Below are 16333 nucleotides of genomic sequence, written 5' to 3' on the forward strand. Positions count from 1 at the left end.
AAAGGCCTGACCGGAATATGCCACCCGGTCGAGTGAATGCCTCCTTCGGGCCTCGGGAGGTGCCGGTAGCGTCGATCACGTCGGTCAGGGAATGGACCGGCACGCAACCGGAACTACTCGCTGAACCGGAGAGAAACATGGCAATTCGTCAGGGCGCCACGGAAAACTGGACCAAGTCCTCCTACTCCGGCGGAAACGGCGCCTGCGTCGAGGTCAAGTCCCCTGCCGTGGAAGCGATCGCGGTCCGCGACTCCAAGGTGCAGGACGGCCCGTCCCTCACCTTCGCGCCGTCCTCCTGGACCTCCTTCGTCACCGACGTCGTCGCGGGCCGGTAAGGGCGCCTCGCCTGAACACCGAAGCGCCCTGTCCGATGCCAGGTCCGATACCGGGTCCGGCGCCGGATCCGACGGCCGGTCCGGCAGCGCCGACCAAAGCCCCCTCGACCGGCCCGCCGTCCTGGCCGAGGGGGCCCGGTCATGTCGGGGACCTCAGCGCAGCAGGTCCACGTAGCGGTCGGTGCCCGGCACCGTCGGGATGAACGGCGCGACCAGTTCCACCCGCCCCAGCCCCGATCGCGCGACCTCCGCGTCCAGCCCCAGGAAGCGGTCCCAGCAGGTGCGCGGGTCGGCTTCGAGGAACCACAGCAGGGTGAGCCGGGTGTCGACCCCTTCCACCTGCTTCACGTAGGTCATCCGGTCGCCGGGCAGCGGCGTCGGCCGGAAGACGGTCACCATCGCCGCCGGTGAGCCGCTCAGCCGTCGCGGCAGGTCCCGGGAGCGCAAACGTTCCAGCAGCTCCGCGCGTCGGCCGGGGTCCTCGGCGTCGACGACCTGGAGCACGAGCCCGGCGTACGGGTGGTCGAGGGCGTGGAAGTCGCGGGGTCCGGCGGCCCCGTCGCGGTAGACGGTCGCCTCGTGGTCCTGGAAGGCCGTGAAGACGTGGGTGCGCTCCTGGTGGACCCGGCCGTCCCGGTTGAGGCGCTTGTTGATGCCGACGGTCCACTTCATGTGCTCGTCGTAGCGGCCCTCGGTCACCCAGTACGTGGAGAGGTAGCAGCCGGCGGTGACGGGGGTGGCGACCGCCGACTTCTCCGGGTAGCGCAGTTCTTGGAGGTCGCGGGTGGCGACCCAGCGGCGGCCGGCGTACATCCAGGGCATGGCCATGGCGCCGGCGTAGTAGTGGTCGTCCTCGTACCAGCGGTTGTACGCGTACTCGTGGCCCGGGTGGGGTTCCACCATGGTGATGAGGGCGTGGCCGGGGCGGACCCCGTACGGGCCCACGGCCGCCAGCTCCGCGTAGTCCCCGGCCCGGGTGTCCTCGGGCTCGCGCCCCGGGCCCCGCCGTTCCCGATCGTCTCTGGTCGTCATGGCACCGGTCTAGCTGATGATGCGTCAGTTGTGGAGGGTGCGTGCGCGGTTCAGCCGGTGGACAGTAGGTGCCATCTACACCTTCCACCGCTAGGCTGCGCGGCACCCGCCACCCGAAGGAGCGCCCATGCCCCTCGACTCCCCCGCCCCGGACGCCACCCCGGACGCCGCCCCGCTCCCGCCCTTCGCCGCCCGAGCGGCCTCCGTGGGCGGCTCGCCCGTACGGGAGATCCTCGCGCTCACCGAACGCCCCGGGGTGATCTCCTTCGCCGGGGGCCTGCCCGCGCCCGAACTCTTCGACACCGCGGGCCTGCGGGCCGCCTACGACGCCGCCCTCACCGGGGCCGGCGCGGCCCGTGCGCTCCAGTACTCCACCACCGAGGGCGCCCCGGAACTGCGCGAGGCCGTCGCCGCGCGGGCCCGCGCCCGGGGCCTGCCCACCACCGCCGACGAGGTCCTGGTCACGACCGGCTCGCAGCAGGCCCTCACCCTGATCGCCGCCACCCTCCTGGAGCCGGGCGACACCGTCCTCGTCGAGAACCCCACCTACCTCGCGGCCCTCCAGTGCTTCGGCCTCGCGGGAGCCCGGGTGATACCCGTGCCCTGCGACGAGCGGGGCCTGCTGCCCGACGCCCTGGCCGAACTCACCGCCCGGGAACGCCCGAAGCTCCTCTACACCGTCCCCACCTTCCAGAACCCGACCGGGCGCACCCTGCCGGGCGGGCGCCGCGCCGAGGTGGCCCGGACCGCGGCCCGCCTCGGGCTGTGGCTCGTCGAGGACGATCCGTACGGCGACCTCCGCTACGAGGGCGACCACCAGCCCTGGATCGCCGCCCACCCGGGCGCCGAGGACCGCACCGCCCTGCTCGGCAGCTTCTCCAAGGTGATGGCGCCGGGGCTGCGCCTGGGCTGGCTGCGCGCCCCCGGCGCGCTGCGGCGCGCGGCGGTGGTCGCGAAGCAGGCCGCCGACCTGCACACCTCGACGGTGGACCAGCTGGCCGCCGCCCACTACCTCGGCGCCGCCGACCTCGACGCCCATGTCGCCCGGGTCCGCGAGGCCTACCGGGCCCGCCGGGACGCCCTCCTCGCGGGGCTGGGCGGGGCGCTCCCGGAGGGCTCGGAGTGGAACCGCCCCGAGGGCGGCATGTTCGTGTGGGCGCGGCTCCCCGAGGGGTACGACGCGGGCGCCCTGCTCAAGTCGGCGGTGGCCCACGACGTGGCGTACGTCCCCGGGGCGCCCTTCTTCACGGGCACCCCGGACCCGCGCACGCTGCGCCTGTCGTTCACCACGCACACCCCGGCGGAGATCGCCGAGGGCCTGACCCGGCTGGGGCGCGCCCTGGGCTAGGCCCGGGGGCGGGCAGTGCGGGGCGCGCCGGGTCCACGGGGTGTGCGCCCGCGCTCCGTCGACCGCGGAAAGCAACTGGTCCCTGTCCCACCAACCGCCGAATTCGTTCGCCACGCGGCAGGCCCGCCCGGTACAACCACCCCCATGGGTACCTGGACGGACGCCTTCCTGGCCCCCGCGGAGCCGGGGCTGCTGATCCCGAGCGAGGACTTCCGGCGGCTCCTGCTCGATCTGGGGCGCGAGCGGGTGGTGCGGATGCCCTGGGTGCTGCTCGCCGGCCGGCTGTGCGCGAACGCGAGCCTGAACTGGGGCAGCGTCAGTGGAATGGCCACACGGGACCCGGAGGCCGGGCCGGGCACCGTCCTGCGCACCGAGGAGCCCTTCTCGGAGAACGTGGACGACGACCCGCCGCCCTGGGGCGACTCCCACGAGGAGGCGCGGGTGCTGGCGCGCGGGGAGTCGATGGACGGCCTGATGGCGGCCCTGCGGACGGCGCCGTACGGCACCGAGGACATTTCCGTCGCCTTCGCCGGGGTGGACTTCGCCAACCCGGCGGTCAAGGACTGGTTCTGGTGGGACGACCGCCTCACGACGGTCGTCTGCTACGCCCTGGCCGGCCCGCAGGAGCGGCCGCTGAAGGCGGAGTTCTACGGGATCCCGCGCGGCCGGACCCACCGGGTGCGCACCTGCCTGGTCCACACGTACAAGATCGTCTCGGGATCCGGTCCGGTACCGGCCGTCGCCTCCGTGGCCGCCCGGCACTTCGGGCCGGATCCGGTCACGGGCGCGACGCGCGACTGAGGGGCGGCGCGGCGCGGGCGGCCGCCCCGGCGGGAGGTCACTCCCCGGCGAGGCAGGCGCGCGTGCCGTGCGGGAGGCGGCCGTCGGTGAGGAAGGCGTCCGCGTATCCGCGTACGCAGGCGGAGGTCCCGTAGCCGGTGTGTCCGTCGCCCTTGTGGTCCACGATCACGGCCGAGCCCAGCCGGCGGGCCGTCTCCTCGGTCCACTCGTACGGGGTCGCCGGGTCGCCGCGGGTGCCGACGAGGAGCATGCGCGGGGCGCCCGGGTGGTCGATCCGGCGGATGAAGTCGGTGCCGGCGGGGCGTCCGTAGCAGGCCAGTACGGTTCCCAGCTGGCCCGGCCCGAAGACCTCCGACACCGCGCGGAACTCCGGCTCCAGGTCCCGGATCTCCCGTTCCACGGCTGCCGGGGCGGCCCGGTCCTCGCTCCGGTCCGGGTCGTCGGCGCAGTTCACGGCGGTGAGGGCGGCCTCGGCGTTGTCGGCGGGGACCGTGGCGGGGCCGTCGCCCGCGTCGGGCACCGGGCCGGTGGGGCCGCCGAGCTGCATCAGGCCGACGGGGTCGTGCCGCCGCTCCGCGAGGGCGAGGGCGTCGGCGAGGGCGGGCCAGGCGGCCGGCGCGTACAGGGCGGTGGCGATGGCGTCGACCGCGTCCTGTCCGGTGAACCAGGAGCCGTCGTCCCCGATGAGCGGGTTCCGGTCGAGCCGCGCGACGAGGTCGTCGACCCGCTCCTTGGCGGTGCGGGTGTTGGTGCCGTAGACGCAGCCCGGACGGTGGGCGCACCAGGTGAGGAAGCGGTCCAGGGCGCGCTGGCGGCCGCGCGCCGAGGCGAGGGCCTGCTCGGCGAGCGGTTCGGCGAGGGTGTCTACCCCGTCGAGGACCATCCGGCCGGTGCGGTGCGGGAACAGGGCGGCGTAGACGGCGCCGAGCCGGGTGCCGTAGGAGAAGCCGAGGTAGTTGAGCTTCTTGTCGCCGAGCGAGCGGCGGATGGCCTCCATGTCGCGGGCCACCTGGACGGTGCCGACGTACGGGAGCACGGGTCCGGAGTGCAGGGCGCAGCGGCGGGCCACGGCGCGCAGGGCGGCGAGCTGGGAGGCGGCGTCGGCCGGGACGCCGTCGCCGACCTCCTGGGAGCCGCCGCAGGAGACGGGTTCGCTGAGGCCGACGCCGCGGGGGTCGAAGGTGACGAGGTCGTAGCGCTCGCCGAGCTTCGCGAAGGTCTCGGGGTCGGCGGCGAGGGAGGTGGTTCCGCGTCCGCCGGGGCCGCCGAAGTTCAGCAGCAGCGAGCCGAGGGGGTGCCGGCCGGGGGCGGTGGCCGGTATCCGGGCGAGGGCCACCCGGATGGTCCCCTTGGCGGGGTCGTCGTGGTCGAGGGGGACGGTCACGTACCCGCACGTCATGCCGTCGGGCACGGGCTGGTCGGGGCAGTCCCCCCACCGTATGGACCCCGCGGCGGGGGACGGGGTCCCGGGCCCGCTCCCGGGTCCGGGGCCCGCGCCGAGGGCGGAGGCCAGCACGACGGCACAGGCCGCGGCGGCCCCGCGCGCACGCAGACGGGCCCGGACGGGGGTACCGGCCCGGCCGGGCGCGCCGGCACGGGGGCGGCCGGGCACGTCGGCACGGGGGCGGCCGGGCACGTCCGTACGGGGGCTGCCGGGCATGTCGGCACGGGGGCTGCCGGGCATGTCGGCACGGAGGCTGCCGGGCACGTCCGTACGGGGGCTGCCGGGCACGTCGGCACGGGGGCTGCCGGGCACGTCTAGACGGGGGCTGCCGGACGCGTCCGTACGGGAACGGCCGGGCGCGCCGGTATGGGAGCGGCCGAGGCCGTGCGAGCGGGTACGGCGGTGGGAACGGTGCACGGCACCCTCCTCGGGTGACCCCCCGGACCGGTCAGCCCAGCTCACCCTAAGCGCGCCCGACCCCACCCGCCCCTCGGCCGCCGCCGCAGGGGTTACCCCCGGCCGGGCGCGGTCCGGAGCCGGGCGCCCGGCCGGGGGCGGCGCCCACAACCCCGCGCCCAGCCTGGAAGCGCCCGTAACCCCGCACCCAGCTGGGGGCGGCGCCCGCAACCCCGTGCCCGGCCCGGGGGGGGCGCCCACAACCCCGCGCCCAGCCGGGGGGAGCGCCCGTACCCCCGCGCCCAGCCGGGGGAGCGCCCACAACTCCGGGCCCGGCCCGGGCCAGGCTCACCGCTGTCTGCGGTACAGCTCCTCGATCTCCCGCTCGTAGTCCCGCGCGACAGCGCCCCGCTTGAGCTTCATCGACGGCGTCAGGTGCCCGCGCTCCTCGGTGAAGTCCCCCGGCAGGACGGCGAAGCGGCGTATCGATTCGGCTCGCGAGACCAGCGCGTTCGCCTCGTCGACGGCCCGCTGGAGGTCGGCGAGCAGGGCCTCGTCGGTGAGCAGCTCGCGGATCGGCACTCCCTGCTTCCTGTGCATCTGCCGCCAGTGCGCCAGTCCGTCCGGTTCGAGGGTGATCAGGGCGGTGACGTACGGCCGGTTGTCGCCGACGACCATGCACTGACCGACCAGCGGATGGGCGCGGAGCCAGTCCTCCAGGGGGGCGGGGGCGACGTTCTTGCCGCCGGAGGTGATGATCACGTCCTTCTTGCGGCCGGTGATGGTGAGGTACCCGTCCGGGTCGAGCTCGCCGATGTCCCCGGTGGCCAGCCAGCCGCCGGGCTGCTGCGCGGCGACGTTCCAGTAGCCGGCGAAGACGTGCGCCCCGCGCAGCAGCACCTCCCCGTCGTCGGCGATGCGCACCGCCGTCCCCGGCAGCGGCCAGCCGACCGTGCCGAGCCGGGGGCGCAGCGGCGGGGTGACGGTGGCGGCCGCGGTCGTCTCGGTGAGCCCGTAGCCCTCGAAGACCTCGATCCCGGCGCCCGTGTAGAAGGCGGCGAGGCGCCGGCCGAGGGGGGAGCCGCCGCTGAGGACGTAGCGGACGCGGCCGCCGAGGGCGGCGCGGACGCGGCGGTAGACGAGCGGGTCGTACAGGGCGTGGGCGGCCCGGGTGCCCATCGGGGGCCGTCTGCCCTCGCTCTGCGCCTCGCCGACGCTCTGCGCGATGCGCGAGGCCCGGTCGAAGGAGGCGGCCTTGCCCATCTTCTCGGCGGTGGCGCGGGCGGTGTTGTAGACCTTCTCCAGGACGTAGGGGATGGCCAGCAGGAAGGTCGGCCGGAAGCCGGCGAGGTCGGCGAGGAGGTCCTCGGTGGCGATGCTCGGCGCGTGTCCGAGCTTGACGCGGGCCCGCAGGCAGCCGACGGCGACCATCCGCCCGAAGATGTGGGACAGCGGGAGGAAGAGCAGGGTGGAGGCCGGGTCCTCGCTGACCGATTTGAACACGGGGTGCAGGAGCTCCACCGCGTTGTCGACCTCGGCGTAGAAGTTGGCGTGGGTCAGCACGCAGCCCTTGGGCTGCCCGGTGGTGCCGGAGGTGTAGACGAGGGTGGCGACGGACTGCGGCGTACGGGTGGACCTGCGGGCGTGCACGATCGCGTCGGGCAGGTGCTCCCCTGCCTTGACGAGCCGGGCGACCGCGCCGGTGTCGAACTCCCACAGGTGCGCGAGCCAGGGCAGGTTGCCGCGTTCGGCGCTGATGATGCGGGCCTGCGCGGTGTCCTCGACGGCGCAGGCCACGGCCCCGGAGTCGTGGATGATCCAGCGCGCCTGGAGGGCCGAGGAGGTGGGGTAGATCGGTACGGTCACCAGCCCGGCGGCCCAGCCGGCGAAGTCCAGCAGCGTCCACTCGTAGGTGGTCCGGGCCATGATCGCGAGCCGGTCCCCCTCCTGGAGGCCCTCGGCGATGAGCCCCTTGGCGACGGCGAGCACCTCGCGGGCGAACTCGGCGGCGGTGACGTCGCGCCAGGTGCCGTCGGGTTCCTTGCGGGCGAGCACGGGCTCGTGCGGGGCCTGGCGGGCGTTCTCGAAGGGGAGGTCCCCGAGCGAGCCGCTCACCGGCATCCCGGCGAGGGCGGGGACCGCCACCTCGCGCACCACCCCGGCGACGGTCGTCTTGACTGGCTCGACCAGCTTCGGCTCGGCTTCCACGGCTGTTCTCCTCGGTCGTTCCGGGGTTACCGCCGGTAATCTACGCACGGGTAACGACCCCGAACACCCCCCGGACCGCTTCTTCACCCACCTCCCACCCCCTGCCCACACCCACCGGCGCGAATCGACGGGCCCGGCGGTGGTCGGTAACCGACCGGCAACAGCCCGCCGGAACGCCTGCGTCGGGCCACCCCCACTGGGCAGAATCCCCCGCGGGGGCCCGGTCGACGGCTTCCGCACTCCCGTCCGCCGTGAGGAGTACGCCGGTGTCGCCGCAGGAAATCCAGTTACCGCTCACCCCGCAGCAGGCCGCCGAGGGCACGATCGTCACCGTCCCCCTGCCCAACGGCACGGCCCGCCTGCGCATCCCGCCGTCCCGCGACGGCGACCTGGTCCGCGCCCGCTTCGGCGACAACGAGGTGCTGCTGCGGGTCCGCATCACGGCGACGGGGACGCCGACGGGGGCACCCCCCACACCGCCCGCACCGCCGAAGAAGTCGAGCCCGCTGGGCTGCCTGCTCGCGCTGGGCGTCGTGGCGGCCGTGATCATCGCCATCGTCGTGACGAACGACGACAAGAGCGACGACTCGAAGAACACGGCCTCCCACACCCCCACGTACGCCGCCCCGACCACCCGGGACCCGTACCCGACCCCCACCTACACCTACGCGCCCAGCACCACCCGCCCCACCCTCCCGACCCTCCCGGCGCTCCCGCTCCCCACCACGGAGGCCGCCCCCACCCCCTTCGACAAGGGCACCTGCCTCAACGGCCGGCTCCCGGACTCCGAGACGGCGCAGCGGGTGGACGACGTCAAGGAGGTCTCCTGCTCGGCGTCGGACGCGCACTACAAGGTCATCCAGCGGTTCCCCTTCTCCTCCGACATGGAGCAGTGCAAGAGCAACCCGGACACGGAGTACGCGTTCTCGTACCGCTACACCCTCAACGGCAGCGTCATCAACCAGTACGTGTACTGCCTGATCGGCCTGGGCTCCTACTCCCGCTCCTGACGTCCCGCCTCCGCGCGGGCCTAACCCCGGCGCACCGCGAGGGAGTTCAGCAGCGCCGCGCCCCGCTCCGCGTCGTTCACGCTGATTGCGAAGTCCTTGCCCTTCGCGCGGATGACCAGGCATTCGCCGCCCCGCAGCATCACCGTCGTGCCCAGGCCGTTGATGCGGTACCCCCAGCCGCCCGCCCGGGCCGGGGTGCGGTGTTCGGCGCGGGCCGATTCGATGTCCCGAGCCGCCCAGCGCCGCACCGGCAGCCCCAGCGGGCCGAAGGCCACCTCCAGGCCGTCGGCCGTCACCCGTGCCCGGACCGACGAGCAGAGCAGCACGGCCAGGGCCGCGGAGCCGGTCGACGCGACCAGCGCCCACGCCGCGGCGTCGGCCAGCCCGGCCAGGGCCGCCAGTACTCCGGCCACCGCCACCAGGCCCAGTACGGCCCCGGTCAGGCGGAGCCACGGGTTGCTCTCGCGGGAGAGCCAGACGAGCCGTTCGCCGTCCGGGATCTCCATCCGGGGTCCGGCGGCGGGAGGTCGTGCCCCGGCCGCGTCCCGGCGGCCCGCCAGGGCCCCGCCGACCGCCGCCAGTACGGCCGCCACCGCGACCCCCACGACCCACGCCGTCACCGACCCGGCCTGCCGCCAGTCCGCCCGGTCCAGGTTGGCCCGTACGATCGCGGCCTGACCCCCGGCCAGCCCCACCCCGGCACCCGCCAGCGTGCCCGCGACCCAGCCGCCGCCCGGCCCCGCGAACCGCCGCCCCAGGACGACCCCGAGCACCACGAGCACCCAGATCAGCGCCGGGAACAGCGCCGCCGCCCACAGCGGCATCGAGCCGTCCGGGGCCCCGGAGCCCGAGGACCAGTGCGTGGCCAGCCGCTCCGGCAGCCGCCCGCTCGCCGCCACCGGCATCCCCACCAGTAGCACCAGCACCCCCGCGGCCCCGCCGGCCACGCCCCACCCCACCCGGTCCTTCACGGCAACTCCCTGATCATCTCGATGAGATCGGCCTTGCTGTACCCGAGCCGCGCCCCGTCCTCCACCAGTCCGCGTACGCGGTCCAGCAGCCCCGAGCGCCCGCCCGCCCCCTCCGCGACGGTCACCCCGCGGCCCCGCCGGAACTCCAGCAGCCCCTCGTCGCGCAGGACGCGCAACGCCCGCAGGACGGTGTTGGCATTGACCCCGAGCGCCCCCGCGAGGTCCCGCGCGGGCGGGATCCGGTCTCCGGGCGCGCATTCGCCGTCGGCGATGGCGCGCCGGAGGGCTCCCGCCACCTGTTCGTGGAGGGGACGTGGGTCCGCGGTGTTCAGCCTCAGCAACATGGTGCTAGTGACCGTAGCACCATCACCACCAACCGGCCAGAAGCGCCGACGGCCCGAATCTCCGTGGACAGCCTCCACCGGGTCGGCCGATAGTGCCGCTCATGAGTTCTCTCGTACGCCACGTGACCTTCGACTGCTCCGACGCCTACGCCCTGGCCCGCTTCTGGGCCGGGGCCCTGGACGGCTCCCTCGCCGACGACGACCACCCGGGCGACCCGGAGGCGCTGGTGACGGCGCCCGGCACCGCCCTCCTCTTCGTCACCGTCGCGGACACCAAGACCGTCAAGAACCGGGTGCACCTGGACCTCCAGCCACAGGACCGCACCCGCGACGAGGAAGTGCAGCGGCTCCTCGCCCTCGGCGCCACCGTCGCGGGCGACCACCGCAAGCCGGACGGCGCCGGCTGGGTGACCATGGCGGACCCCGAGGGCAACGAGTTCTGCGTCGAACGCAGCGCCGCCGAGCGGAAGGCCTGACCGGCCGCCCGCTGCCCCCGCGGCCTGCCGGAACTGCCCTGCCGGACCTCCCGGCCCACGCAGGCTCTGCTTCTTCGGGCAGCCCTTCCCACAGGCCCGCGCCGGGCGCCGGGAGGAGCCGCGAACCGACCCTAGGGTGAACGGGCGTACGGGAACCGACCGACCAACGGTTCCCGGCGCCGCACCGAAGGGGCTGTTCCACCATGAAGAAGCTGAAGGCGATCGCCGTCGCGGCCGCAGCCGTCGCCGGACTGACCGTCGCCGCCACCCCGGCGCAGGCGTCCACCTGCGAGGCGGGCGGCGGGGGCCTCTACATCTGCGAGTACGGGGTCACCAAGCACGCGCTCCCGGGCGGCCAGAAGGAACAGTTCATCGTCGGCACCGACAACGCGATGTGGACGCGCTACACCACGAACGGCGAGTGGGGCGGCTGGTGGTCCCTCGGCGGCTCGGTGAAGAGCAAGATCTCGATCCAGGAGCGCCCCGACCCCGCCCACCCGTACGCGATCACCATCTACGCCACGGGCCAGTGGGACAAGGCCTGGGGCCGGACCCGACTGGCGCCGGGGCTGGAGTGGAGCCCGTACGACTGCCTGAAGTGCCCCGAGTAGGAACGGGGACCGGGCCACCGCCGACGGGCGCCCCACCTGGCAGTCTGGGGCGATGAGACCCTGGAGCACCGCCACGGAACGCGCCCTGCGGAGCCTGCTCAACGAGTGGGACCCGATCGGTGTCGCCGACGAGGTGGACGACGAGTACGACTGCATGCTCGCCCCTCTGCTCGGGAGGCTGCACGGGGGCGCCGACCGGGCGGAGGTCGACGCGTTCCTCCGGCACGAGCTGGAGGACCACTTCGGCATCACTCCCGCACTCCAGCGCACCGACGCCGTGGCGGGCCGCGTGCTCGACTGGTGGGCGTCCGCGCGTCCCTCGCCGGGAACGACGCCACAGGCACGGTGAACAAGGCCCGGTGAACAAGGCACGAAGCGGAGGGCCCCGGGCCTGAAGTGGACCCCGTTCCACCGCGTGCGGTGCGCCGGGTGGGAGCGCCCCGCTACGCCGCGTTCTCGACCGCCGGCCCGCCGGGCGGCGGGCAGTCGTCGCAGCGGCCGGGGACCGGGGAGCGGAAGACGCGATCGCAGCCGTCGCAGTCCTGGAACGGATCGGGACGGCGGGCCTGAGGCGCGGGGGCCGGGGCCGTCGGCATCCGCGGCGGGATCCCGGCCCGCAGCCGGTAGCCGATCACCGCGGCCGGGCTGCGCATGTCGGCGGGCAGGTTCCCGGAGAGCACCTGCCGCACCGCCTCCGGATCGGCGCCCCGGTCGAGCCAGACGGTCACCCCCGGCGCGAGCTGCCGTACGTCGCGCTCCGCCAGCAGCAGCCGGGGGTCGTCGGCCCGCAACCGGGCGAGGAGGTCGACGGCCTCCTGCCGGGCGGCGGCCGTTGGCGGGACCTCGGCCGCGGGCCGCGGCTCGGCCACCGGCGCCGGGGCCTGCGCCACGGCCTGCGCCACGGCCGCCGCCACCGGCTCCGGCTCCGGTACGGCCGCCCGGTGCGCCGGTGGCGGTGGTGGCGGCGGGTCGGGGACGGGACCGCCGGGCGTCCGGGGCCGGTTGTAGGACACGGTCCGGGTCACCAGCCGCCCGTCCTCGGTCCGTACGCGGCTGCGCTCCAGGTACCCGTGGGCCTCCAGCTCCCGCAAGGCGGTGGCGATCCGGACCTCCCCCTCGGGGAACCGGTCGGCGATCGCCTTGATGCCGACCTTGGCACCGGCGGGCAGCGACTGGATGTGGAGCGCGAGGCCGATCGCGACGAGCGACAACGCCCGGTGCTGGGCGAGGTGGTTGCCCACCACGGTGTAGTGATCGGTGTGCCGCACGTTGACGTGGACGACGCCCGATGGGGCGGTTCCGGCGCGATGCCGGGACGCGGCGCGCGAGCGCGCGCTAGGGTGCTGGGGAGCCATTGGGAAGAGTCTGCTTCCTAGTTGGTCAGGCCCTCGCCCGGGATGCCAGTCCCGGCGGGGGCCGTCTCAGTTCTGATGTTGTGGGGCGAGCATATGCCCGCCAACCCTCCGGAAATCCAGCCGAGTTGGCACAGTTCACCCGTGTGAGTGAGCGGGGAGCCGGAGGGGTGGGTGGGTTGGATTCACCTCGGTACTTGAGTCGGTTTACGTCGGGGAACGCCGCGTCCCGGCCGCCCGCGTCACGGCTCCCGCCGCTCACCGGGGAGGTCCGGCTCCACCCACACCGCCTTGCACGGCGGCGGCCCCTCCTCGCCCCCCGGTCGGCGACGGCAGCTACCGGCACCAGCCCCCGCCCGCCCTCCGCGCCGGCATCCGCGTCGCGAGGAAGGGGAACCCGGCCGCGGGTCACCGCGTAGGCCGTGGTCCTCCCGCTTCGCCGCGGCGGCGGCCGTGCAACCGTCCGGGCCGCACAGCGGTCATGATCACCGTGAAGACCTCTTTCCCCGGGCGGACCACCGGCGAGGCACGGTTCCGGCAGGTCGCCGCCTCCGTGCTCGCGACCCTGCACCTGCTCAACGCCGCCACCGTCTACGTCGTCCTCAACGGCGGGCGGCCCGCCCCCTCGGACCAGGACGGGCTCGGGGCGGCTGATCTGGCCTGCCTGCTCTCGATCTGCCTGAGCATCGCCGCGATCCAGTTCTGCCTGCGCCCCTCGGTCCGGCGGGTGCTGGCCCCCTGGTGGGCCGCCCCGGCCGTCGTACTCGGCGCCATCGCCTCGCTCCGGCTGGCGGCCCTGTTCTGAGCCCACCCCGCGAGTCCGTCGACCTGCCCGCCGACCAAGGGTGCCTGCGGTGGGTGCTGGGCCTGCCCCTGGTCCTCTTCTGCTACCTGCCCGCCGCCTACTTCTGTTACGGCGCGCTGGTGTTGGACCCCGGCTACCCGGGCGACCGCATGCGCGACGACGCCCGGTTGATGGCCGGGATCTGCGTCGGGCTGTGCTTCGTCGGGCTGCTGCTCACCGCCGTGCCGCTCTTCCACCGCACGCTGGGCCGCTGGTGGTACGCGGGGCCCTTCCTCCTCGCGACGCTCGCGTTCCTGCGCTGGCAGACGGTCTGAGCACGCCCCCGGTCCGGCTCGCTCCGCGAACGCCGCAGCCCCCGCCCGGACGGGGGCGGGGGCTGCGGACGGGATGCCGGACGCGCCTCAGGCGGCGACGGGGACCTTCGCCGGTTCGGCCGCGGCCGGGGCGGCGGCGGGCTCGTCGAGCGGGGAGGACGAGGCGGCGGCGTACGCCTCCTTGTCCAGGATCCCCTCACGGGCGGAGACCAGGACCGGGACGAGCGCCTGGCCGGCCACGTTGGTGGCGGTGCGCATCATGTCGAGGATCGGGTCGATCGCCATCAGCAGGCCGACACCGGCCAGCGGCAGGCCCAGCGTGGAGAGGGTCAGGGTCAGCATCACGGTCGCGCCGGTGAGGCCGGCCGTGGCGGCGGAGCCGACGACCGAGACGAACGCGATGAGCAGGTACTCCTTGATGCCCAGCTGCACGTCGAAGATGTTCGCGATGAAGATCGCGGCGAGCGCCGGGTAGATCGCGGCGCAGCCGTCCATCTTGGTCGTGGCGCCGAACGGGACGGCGAAGGAGGCGTACTCCTTCGGGACGCCGAGGCGCTCGGTGACCTTCTGGGTGACCGGCATGGTGCCGACCGAGGAGCGGGAGACGAAGGCGAGCTGGATCGCGGGCCAGGCACCCTTGAAGAACTGGACCGGGTTGACCTTGGCGACCGTCGCGAGGAGCAGCGGGTAGACGCCGAACATCACCAGGGCGCAGCCGATGTAGATGTCGGCGGTGAAGGTGGCGTACTTGCCGATCAGGTCCCAGCCGTAGCTGGCGATGGCGGTGCCGATGAGGCCGACGGTGCCGATCGGGGCGAGGCGGATGACCCACCACAGGGCCTTCTGGAGGAGTTCCAGGACCGACTCGGCCAGGTTCAGGACGGGCTGGGCCTTGCCGCCGAGCTGGAGGGCGGCGATGCCGGCGACGGCGGCGAGGAAGACGATCTGCAGGACGTTCAGCTCGGTGAACGGCGTGATGATGTCCTTCGGCACGATGCCGGTCAGGAAGTCGATCCAGGAGCCGTGCCGCTTGGGCTCCTTGCCGTCGGCCGGGGTGAGGCCGGTGCCGGCGCCCGGGTCGGTCAGCAGACCGATGGCCAGGCCGATGCCGACCGCGATCAGCGAGGTGATCATGAACCAGAGCAGCGTGCGGGTGGCGAGCCGCGCGGCGTTGTTCACCTTGCGGAGGTTGGTGATGGACACCAGGATCGCGAAGAAGACGAGGGGTGCGACGGCCAGCTTCAGCAGCTGGATGAAGATGTCGCCGACCTGTTCGAGGGTGGTCTTGAGCCAGCTGATGTCCTGGCTGCGGGCGAGCCAGCCGAACAGGACGCCGAGCGCGAGGCCGGCGACTATCTGGGCCCAGAACGGGAACTTGAACGAGGCCTTGGCGGGAGCCTGGGCCTGGGGGGACGCGGACACGGACACTCTCCGGGGGTGACGCACGGGGGTGGGGCGGAAGGTTTCTGCGAGGTGTTCTGCGGGGGATGCGGTGCGGCAGCAGCCGGAAAGGGGCCGGGCCGGCCGGGGACCGCTGCTGTATCGATTCGGCTCGACGGGGCGAGGTGAATCAGCGGCAACAGCAACAGGCCGCGGACACGCGGCGGCAGAGGTCGACGTGCAGGCGTGACACGAGCGGGACGCTCTCGGTCATCGGGTGCGCTGCGACGGTCAACATGTTGAACACGCTAACACTTGTCCTTTGAGAATCTCAAAGGCGTACTTTGAGTCGGGCTCGCACGGGACCGGAGCGCACCTCCCCGGAAACGCCGAAGCCCCAGCGGACCAGGGGGTGTTCCCGGTGCTGGGGCGTTCGGTGCGGTTCGGTGGAGTTCGGCGCGTTTTCGGTGTGTGAGGAAGCCCACGGGCTCCCGTCAGCCCACGCGGGCGGCGTCGTCGGCCGCGTCCTCCTGGTTGCGGTTCGCGGCGAGCTTGTCCTTCGCACCCGCGACGCGTCCGGCGATCTGCTCGGACATCTCGTCACGCTGCTTGCGCAGCAGGATGAAGGAGAGCGGGGCGGAGATCACCAGGGCGAGCAGCACGACCCAGGCGGGGTTCGCGTCGCCCAGACCGGCGGGCACCCAGCCCACGTTGACCAGGACGGCGACCAGGACCAGGCATCCGACGAAGATGCCCAGGCGCATCGCGGTGTAGCGGATCGTCGCGCTCGGCTTGAGGGACACGGTGACCCCTTCTCTCTCGTCGTCTACGGCGGCACGTGCCTCACCAGTGAAGCACGCCGGGCCCCCGCTCCGGCCCGCCGGGGTCACCCGCCGGACTCCCCCGCCGGTCAGTGCAGCGGCAGCAGCATGGTGATGTCGTCGCGGTCGTCGCCCGGGGCGACCCGGATGGCGTCGGGGACGCGGCCGACCTCCTTGTAGCCGCACGCCGCGTAGAAGTGCTCCAGCCCGAGGCCGCCGCGGCAGGAGAGGCGGATGGCTTCGATCCCCTCCAGCGAGCGCGCCGCGTCGGCGAGGGCCGCCATCAGCTCCCGGCCGGCGCCGCGGCCCTGGAGGGCGGGGCCGACCATGACGGTGTACGCCCAGACCCAGTGCGTCTGCAACCGGTGCGTGTTGAGGGCGAGGAAGGCCGCGGCCGCGACCTCGCCCCGCTCGTCGTGCCCCACCAGCAGCCGGTGGCGGCCCTCGGCCATGGCGGCGAGGTGCTTGACCAGCTCCGGCCGGATGACGTCGCGGGTGACGGGCGGTACGAAGCCGACCGCGCCGCCCGCGTTGGAGACCTCGGTCCACAGCTCGGCGATGCCGTCGCGCAGTGCGGGATCGACCACCGGGTCGAAGGTAAACGTAAGGGTCATAGCTGAATACTAGTCATTACACGCTGCCCCGGGCAACGGAAAAGCCCCGGCCTACCGGATGACTCCGGGGG

The 16333-nt window shown here is 74.0% G+C and carries 18 protein-coding genes; 9 read left to right on the plus strand and 9 right to left on the minus strand.

Going from position 1 to position 16333, the window contains the following annotated elements; genetic code table 11:
- Positions 1–137: 137 nt before the first annotated feature.
- On the plus strand, positions 138–335 hold the full coding sequence (locus tag ABZW32_RS10090; protein WP_356213794.1) for a DUF397 domain-containing protein: 198 nt from the start codon (positions 138–140) through the stop codon (positions 333–335).
- Between the two features lie 153 nt (positions 336–488).
- Here ABZW32_RS10090 and ABZW32_RS10095 read toward each other — a convergent pair whose 3' ends face one another.
- Entirely contained in the window at positions 489–1367 is an 879-nt protein-coding gene (locus tag ABZW32_RS10095) for a hypothetical protein (protein ID WP_356213796.1), read from the minus strand.
- A 127-nt stretch (positions 1368–1494) separates the two neighbouring features.
- Between ABZW32_RS10095 and ABZW32_RS10100 the strand changes: the two genes are divergently transcribed.
- Both ABZW32_RS10100 and ABZW32_RS10105 read left to right on the plus strand, forming a co-directional pair.
- A complete protein-coding gene (locus tag ABZW32_RS10100; RefSeq protein WP_356213798.1) occupies positions 1495–2715 on the plus strand; it encodes a PLP-dependent aminotransferase family protein in 1221 nt (406 codons plus the stop codon).
- Between the two features lie 144 nt (positions 2716–2859).
- Positions 2860–3516, plus strand: a complete 657-nt coding sequence (locus ABZW32_RS10105) for a hypothetical protein (RefSeq protein WP_356213800.1) — start codon at positions 2860–2862, stop codon at positions 3514–3516.
- Between the two features lie 37 nt (positions 3517–3553).
- On the opposite strand, the gene ABZW32_RS10110 is transcribed toward ABZW32_RS10105, so the two are convergent.
- Entirely contained in the window at positions 3554–5377 is a 1824-nt protein-coding gene (locus tag ABZW32_RS10110; protein ID WP_356213802.1) for an alpha/beta fold hydrolase, read from the minus strand.
- A 327-nt stretch (positions 5378–5704) separates the two neighbouring features.
- Entirely contained in the window at positions 5705–7564 is a 1860-nt protein-coding gene (locus tag ABZW32_RS10115) for a long-chain fatty acid--CoA ligase (protein WP_356213804.1), read from the minus strand.
- A gap of 266 nt (positions 7565–7830) precedes the next feature.
- On the opposite strand from ABZW32_RS10115, the gene ABZW32_RS10120 reads away from it, so the two are divergent.
- Positions 7831–8574 (plus strand): hypothetical protein, encoded by a 744-nt coding sequence (locus tag ABZW32_RS10120; RefSeq protein ID WP_356213806.1) that lies wholly within the window; start codon positions 7831–7833, stop codon positions 8572–8574.
- 20 nt (positions 8575–8594) lie between these two features.
- Here ABZW32_RS10120 and ABZW32_RS10125 read toward each other — a convergent pair whose 3' ends face one another.
- Both ABZW32_RS10125 and ABZW32_RS10130 read right to left on the minus strand, forming a co-directional pair.
- Entirely contained in the window at positions 8595–9545 is a 951-nt protein-coding gene (locus ABZW32_RS10125; protein WP_356213808.1) for a DUF1648 domain-containing protein, read from the minus strand.
- Positions 9542–9889 carry a GntR family transcriptional regulator gene (locus tag ABZW32_RS10130; RefSeq protein WP_266839684.1) on the minus strand — a complete coding sequence of 116 codons (348 nt, stop codon included), beginning with the start codon at positions 9887–9889 and terminating at the stop codon, positions 9542–9544. The genes ABZW32_RS10125 and ABZW32_RS10130 overlap by 4 nt, the downstream gene beginning before the upstream one ends.
- A gap of 101 nt (positions 9890–9990) precedes the next feature.
- Between ABZW32_RS10130 and ABZW32_RS10135 the strand changes: the two genes are divergently transcribed.
- The 3 genes from ABZW32_RS10135 (at position 9991) to ABZW32_RS10145 (ending at position 11325) form a co-directional block, all read left to right on the plus strand.
- Positions 9991–10365: a VOC family protein gene (locus tag ABZW32_RS10135; RefSeq protein ID WP_356213810.1), complete on the plus strand. Its 375-nt coding sequence runs from the start codon at positions 9991–9993 to the stop codon at positions 10363–10365.
- 203 nt (positions 10366–10568) lie between these two features.
- Entirely contained in the window at positions 10569–10976 is a 408-nt protein-coding gene (locus ABZW32_RS10140) for a hypothetical protein (RefSeq protein ID WP_356213812.1), read from the plus strand.
- A gap of 52 nt (positions 10977–11028) precedes the next feature.
- Positions 11029–11325 (plus strand): hypothetical protein, encoded by a 297-nt coding sequence (locus tag ABZW32_RS10145; RefSeq protein WP_356213814.1) that lies wholly within the window; start codon positions 11029–11031, stop codon positions 11323–11325.
- A 94-nt stretch (positions 11326–11419) separates the two neighbouring features.
- Here ABZW32_RS10145 and ABZW32_RS10150 read toward each other — a convergent pair whose 3' ends face one another.
- Entirely contained in the window at positions 11420–12331 is a 912-nt protein-coding gene (locus ABZW32_RS10150) for a helix-turn-helix domain-containing protein (protein WP_356213816.1), read from the minus strand.
- 487 nt (positions 12332–12818) lie between these two features.
- Between ABZW32_RS10150 and ABZW32_RS10155 the strand changes: the two genes are divergently transcribed.
- Together ABZW32_RS10155 and ABZW32_RS10160 are read left to right on the plus strand one after the other, a co-directional pair.
- The gene (locus ABZW32_RS10155) at positions 12819–13133 is read left to right on the plus strand and encodes a hypothetical protein (RefSeq protein WP_356213818.1); all 315 of its coding nucleotides are present in this window, start codon (positions 12819–12821) and stop codon (positions 13131–13133) included.
- Positions 13134–13186: 53 nt separating this feature from the next.
- Positions 13187–13447: a hypothetical protein gene (locus ABZW32_RS10160; protein WP_356213820.1), complete on the plus strand. Its 261-nt coding sequence runs from the start codon at positions 13187–13189 to the stop codon at positions 13445–13447.
- An 87-nt stretch (positions 13448–13534) separates the two neighbouring features.
- Here the strand turns inward: ABZW32_RS10160 and ABZW32_RS10165 are convergent, their stop codons facing one another.
- From ABZW32_RS10165 to ABZW32_RS10175, 3 genes are all read right to left on the minus strand, one after another.
- Positions 13535–14869: a dicarboxylate/amino acid:cation symporter gene (locus tag ABZW32_RS10165; RefSeq protein ID WP_356213822.1), complete on the minus strand. Its 1335-nt coding sequence runs from the start codon at positions 14867–14869 to the stop codon at positions 13535–13537.
- 452 nt (positions 14870–15321) lie between these two features.
- A complete protein-coding gene (locus tag ABZW32_RS10170; protein ID WP_356213823.1) occupies positions 15322–15630 on the minus strand; it encodes a DUF4229 domain-containing protein in 309 nt (102 codons plus the stop codon).
- A gap of 107 nt (positions 15631–15737) precedes the next feature.
- Entirely contained in the window at positions 15738–16262 is a 525-nt protein-coding gene (locus ABZW32_RS10175; RefSeq protein ID WP_356213825.1) for a GNAT family N-acetyltransferase, read from the minus strand.
- Positions 16263–16333: the final 71 nt, after the last annotated feature.

The organism is Streptomyces sp. NPDC004667 (genome assembly GCF_040609475.1).
Lineage (GTDB): Bacteria > Actinomycetota > Actinomycetes > Streptomycetales > Streptomycetaceae > Streptomyces.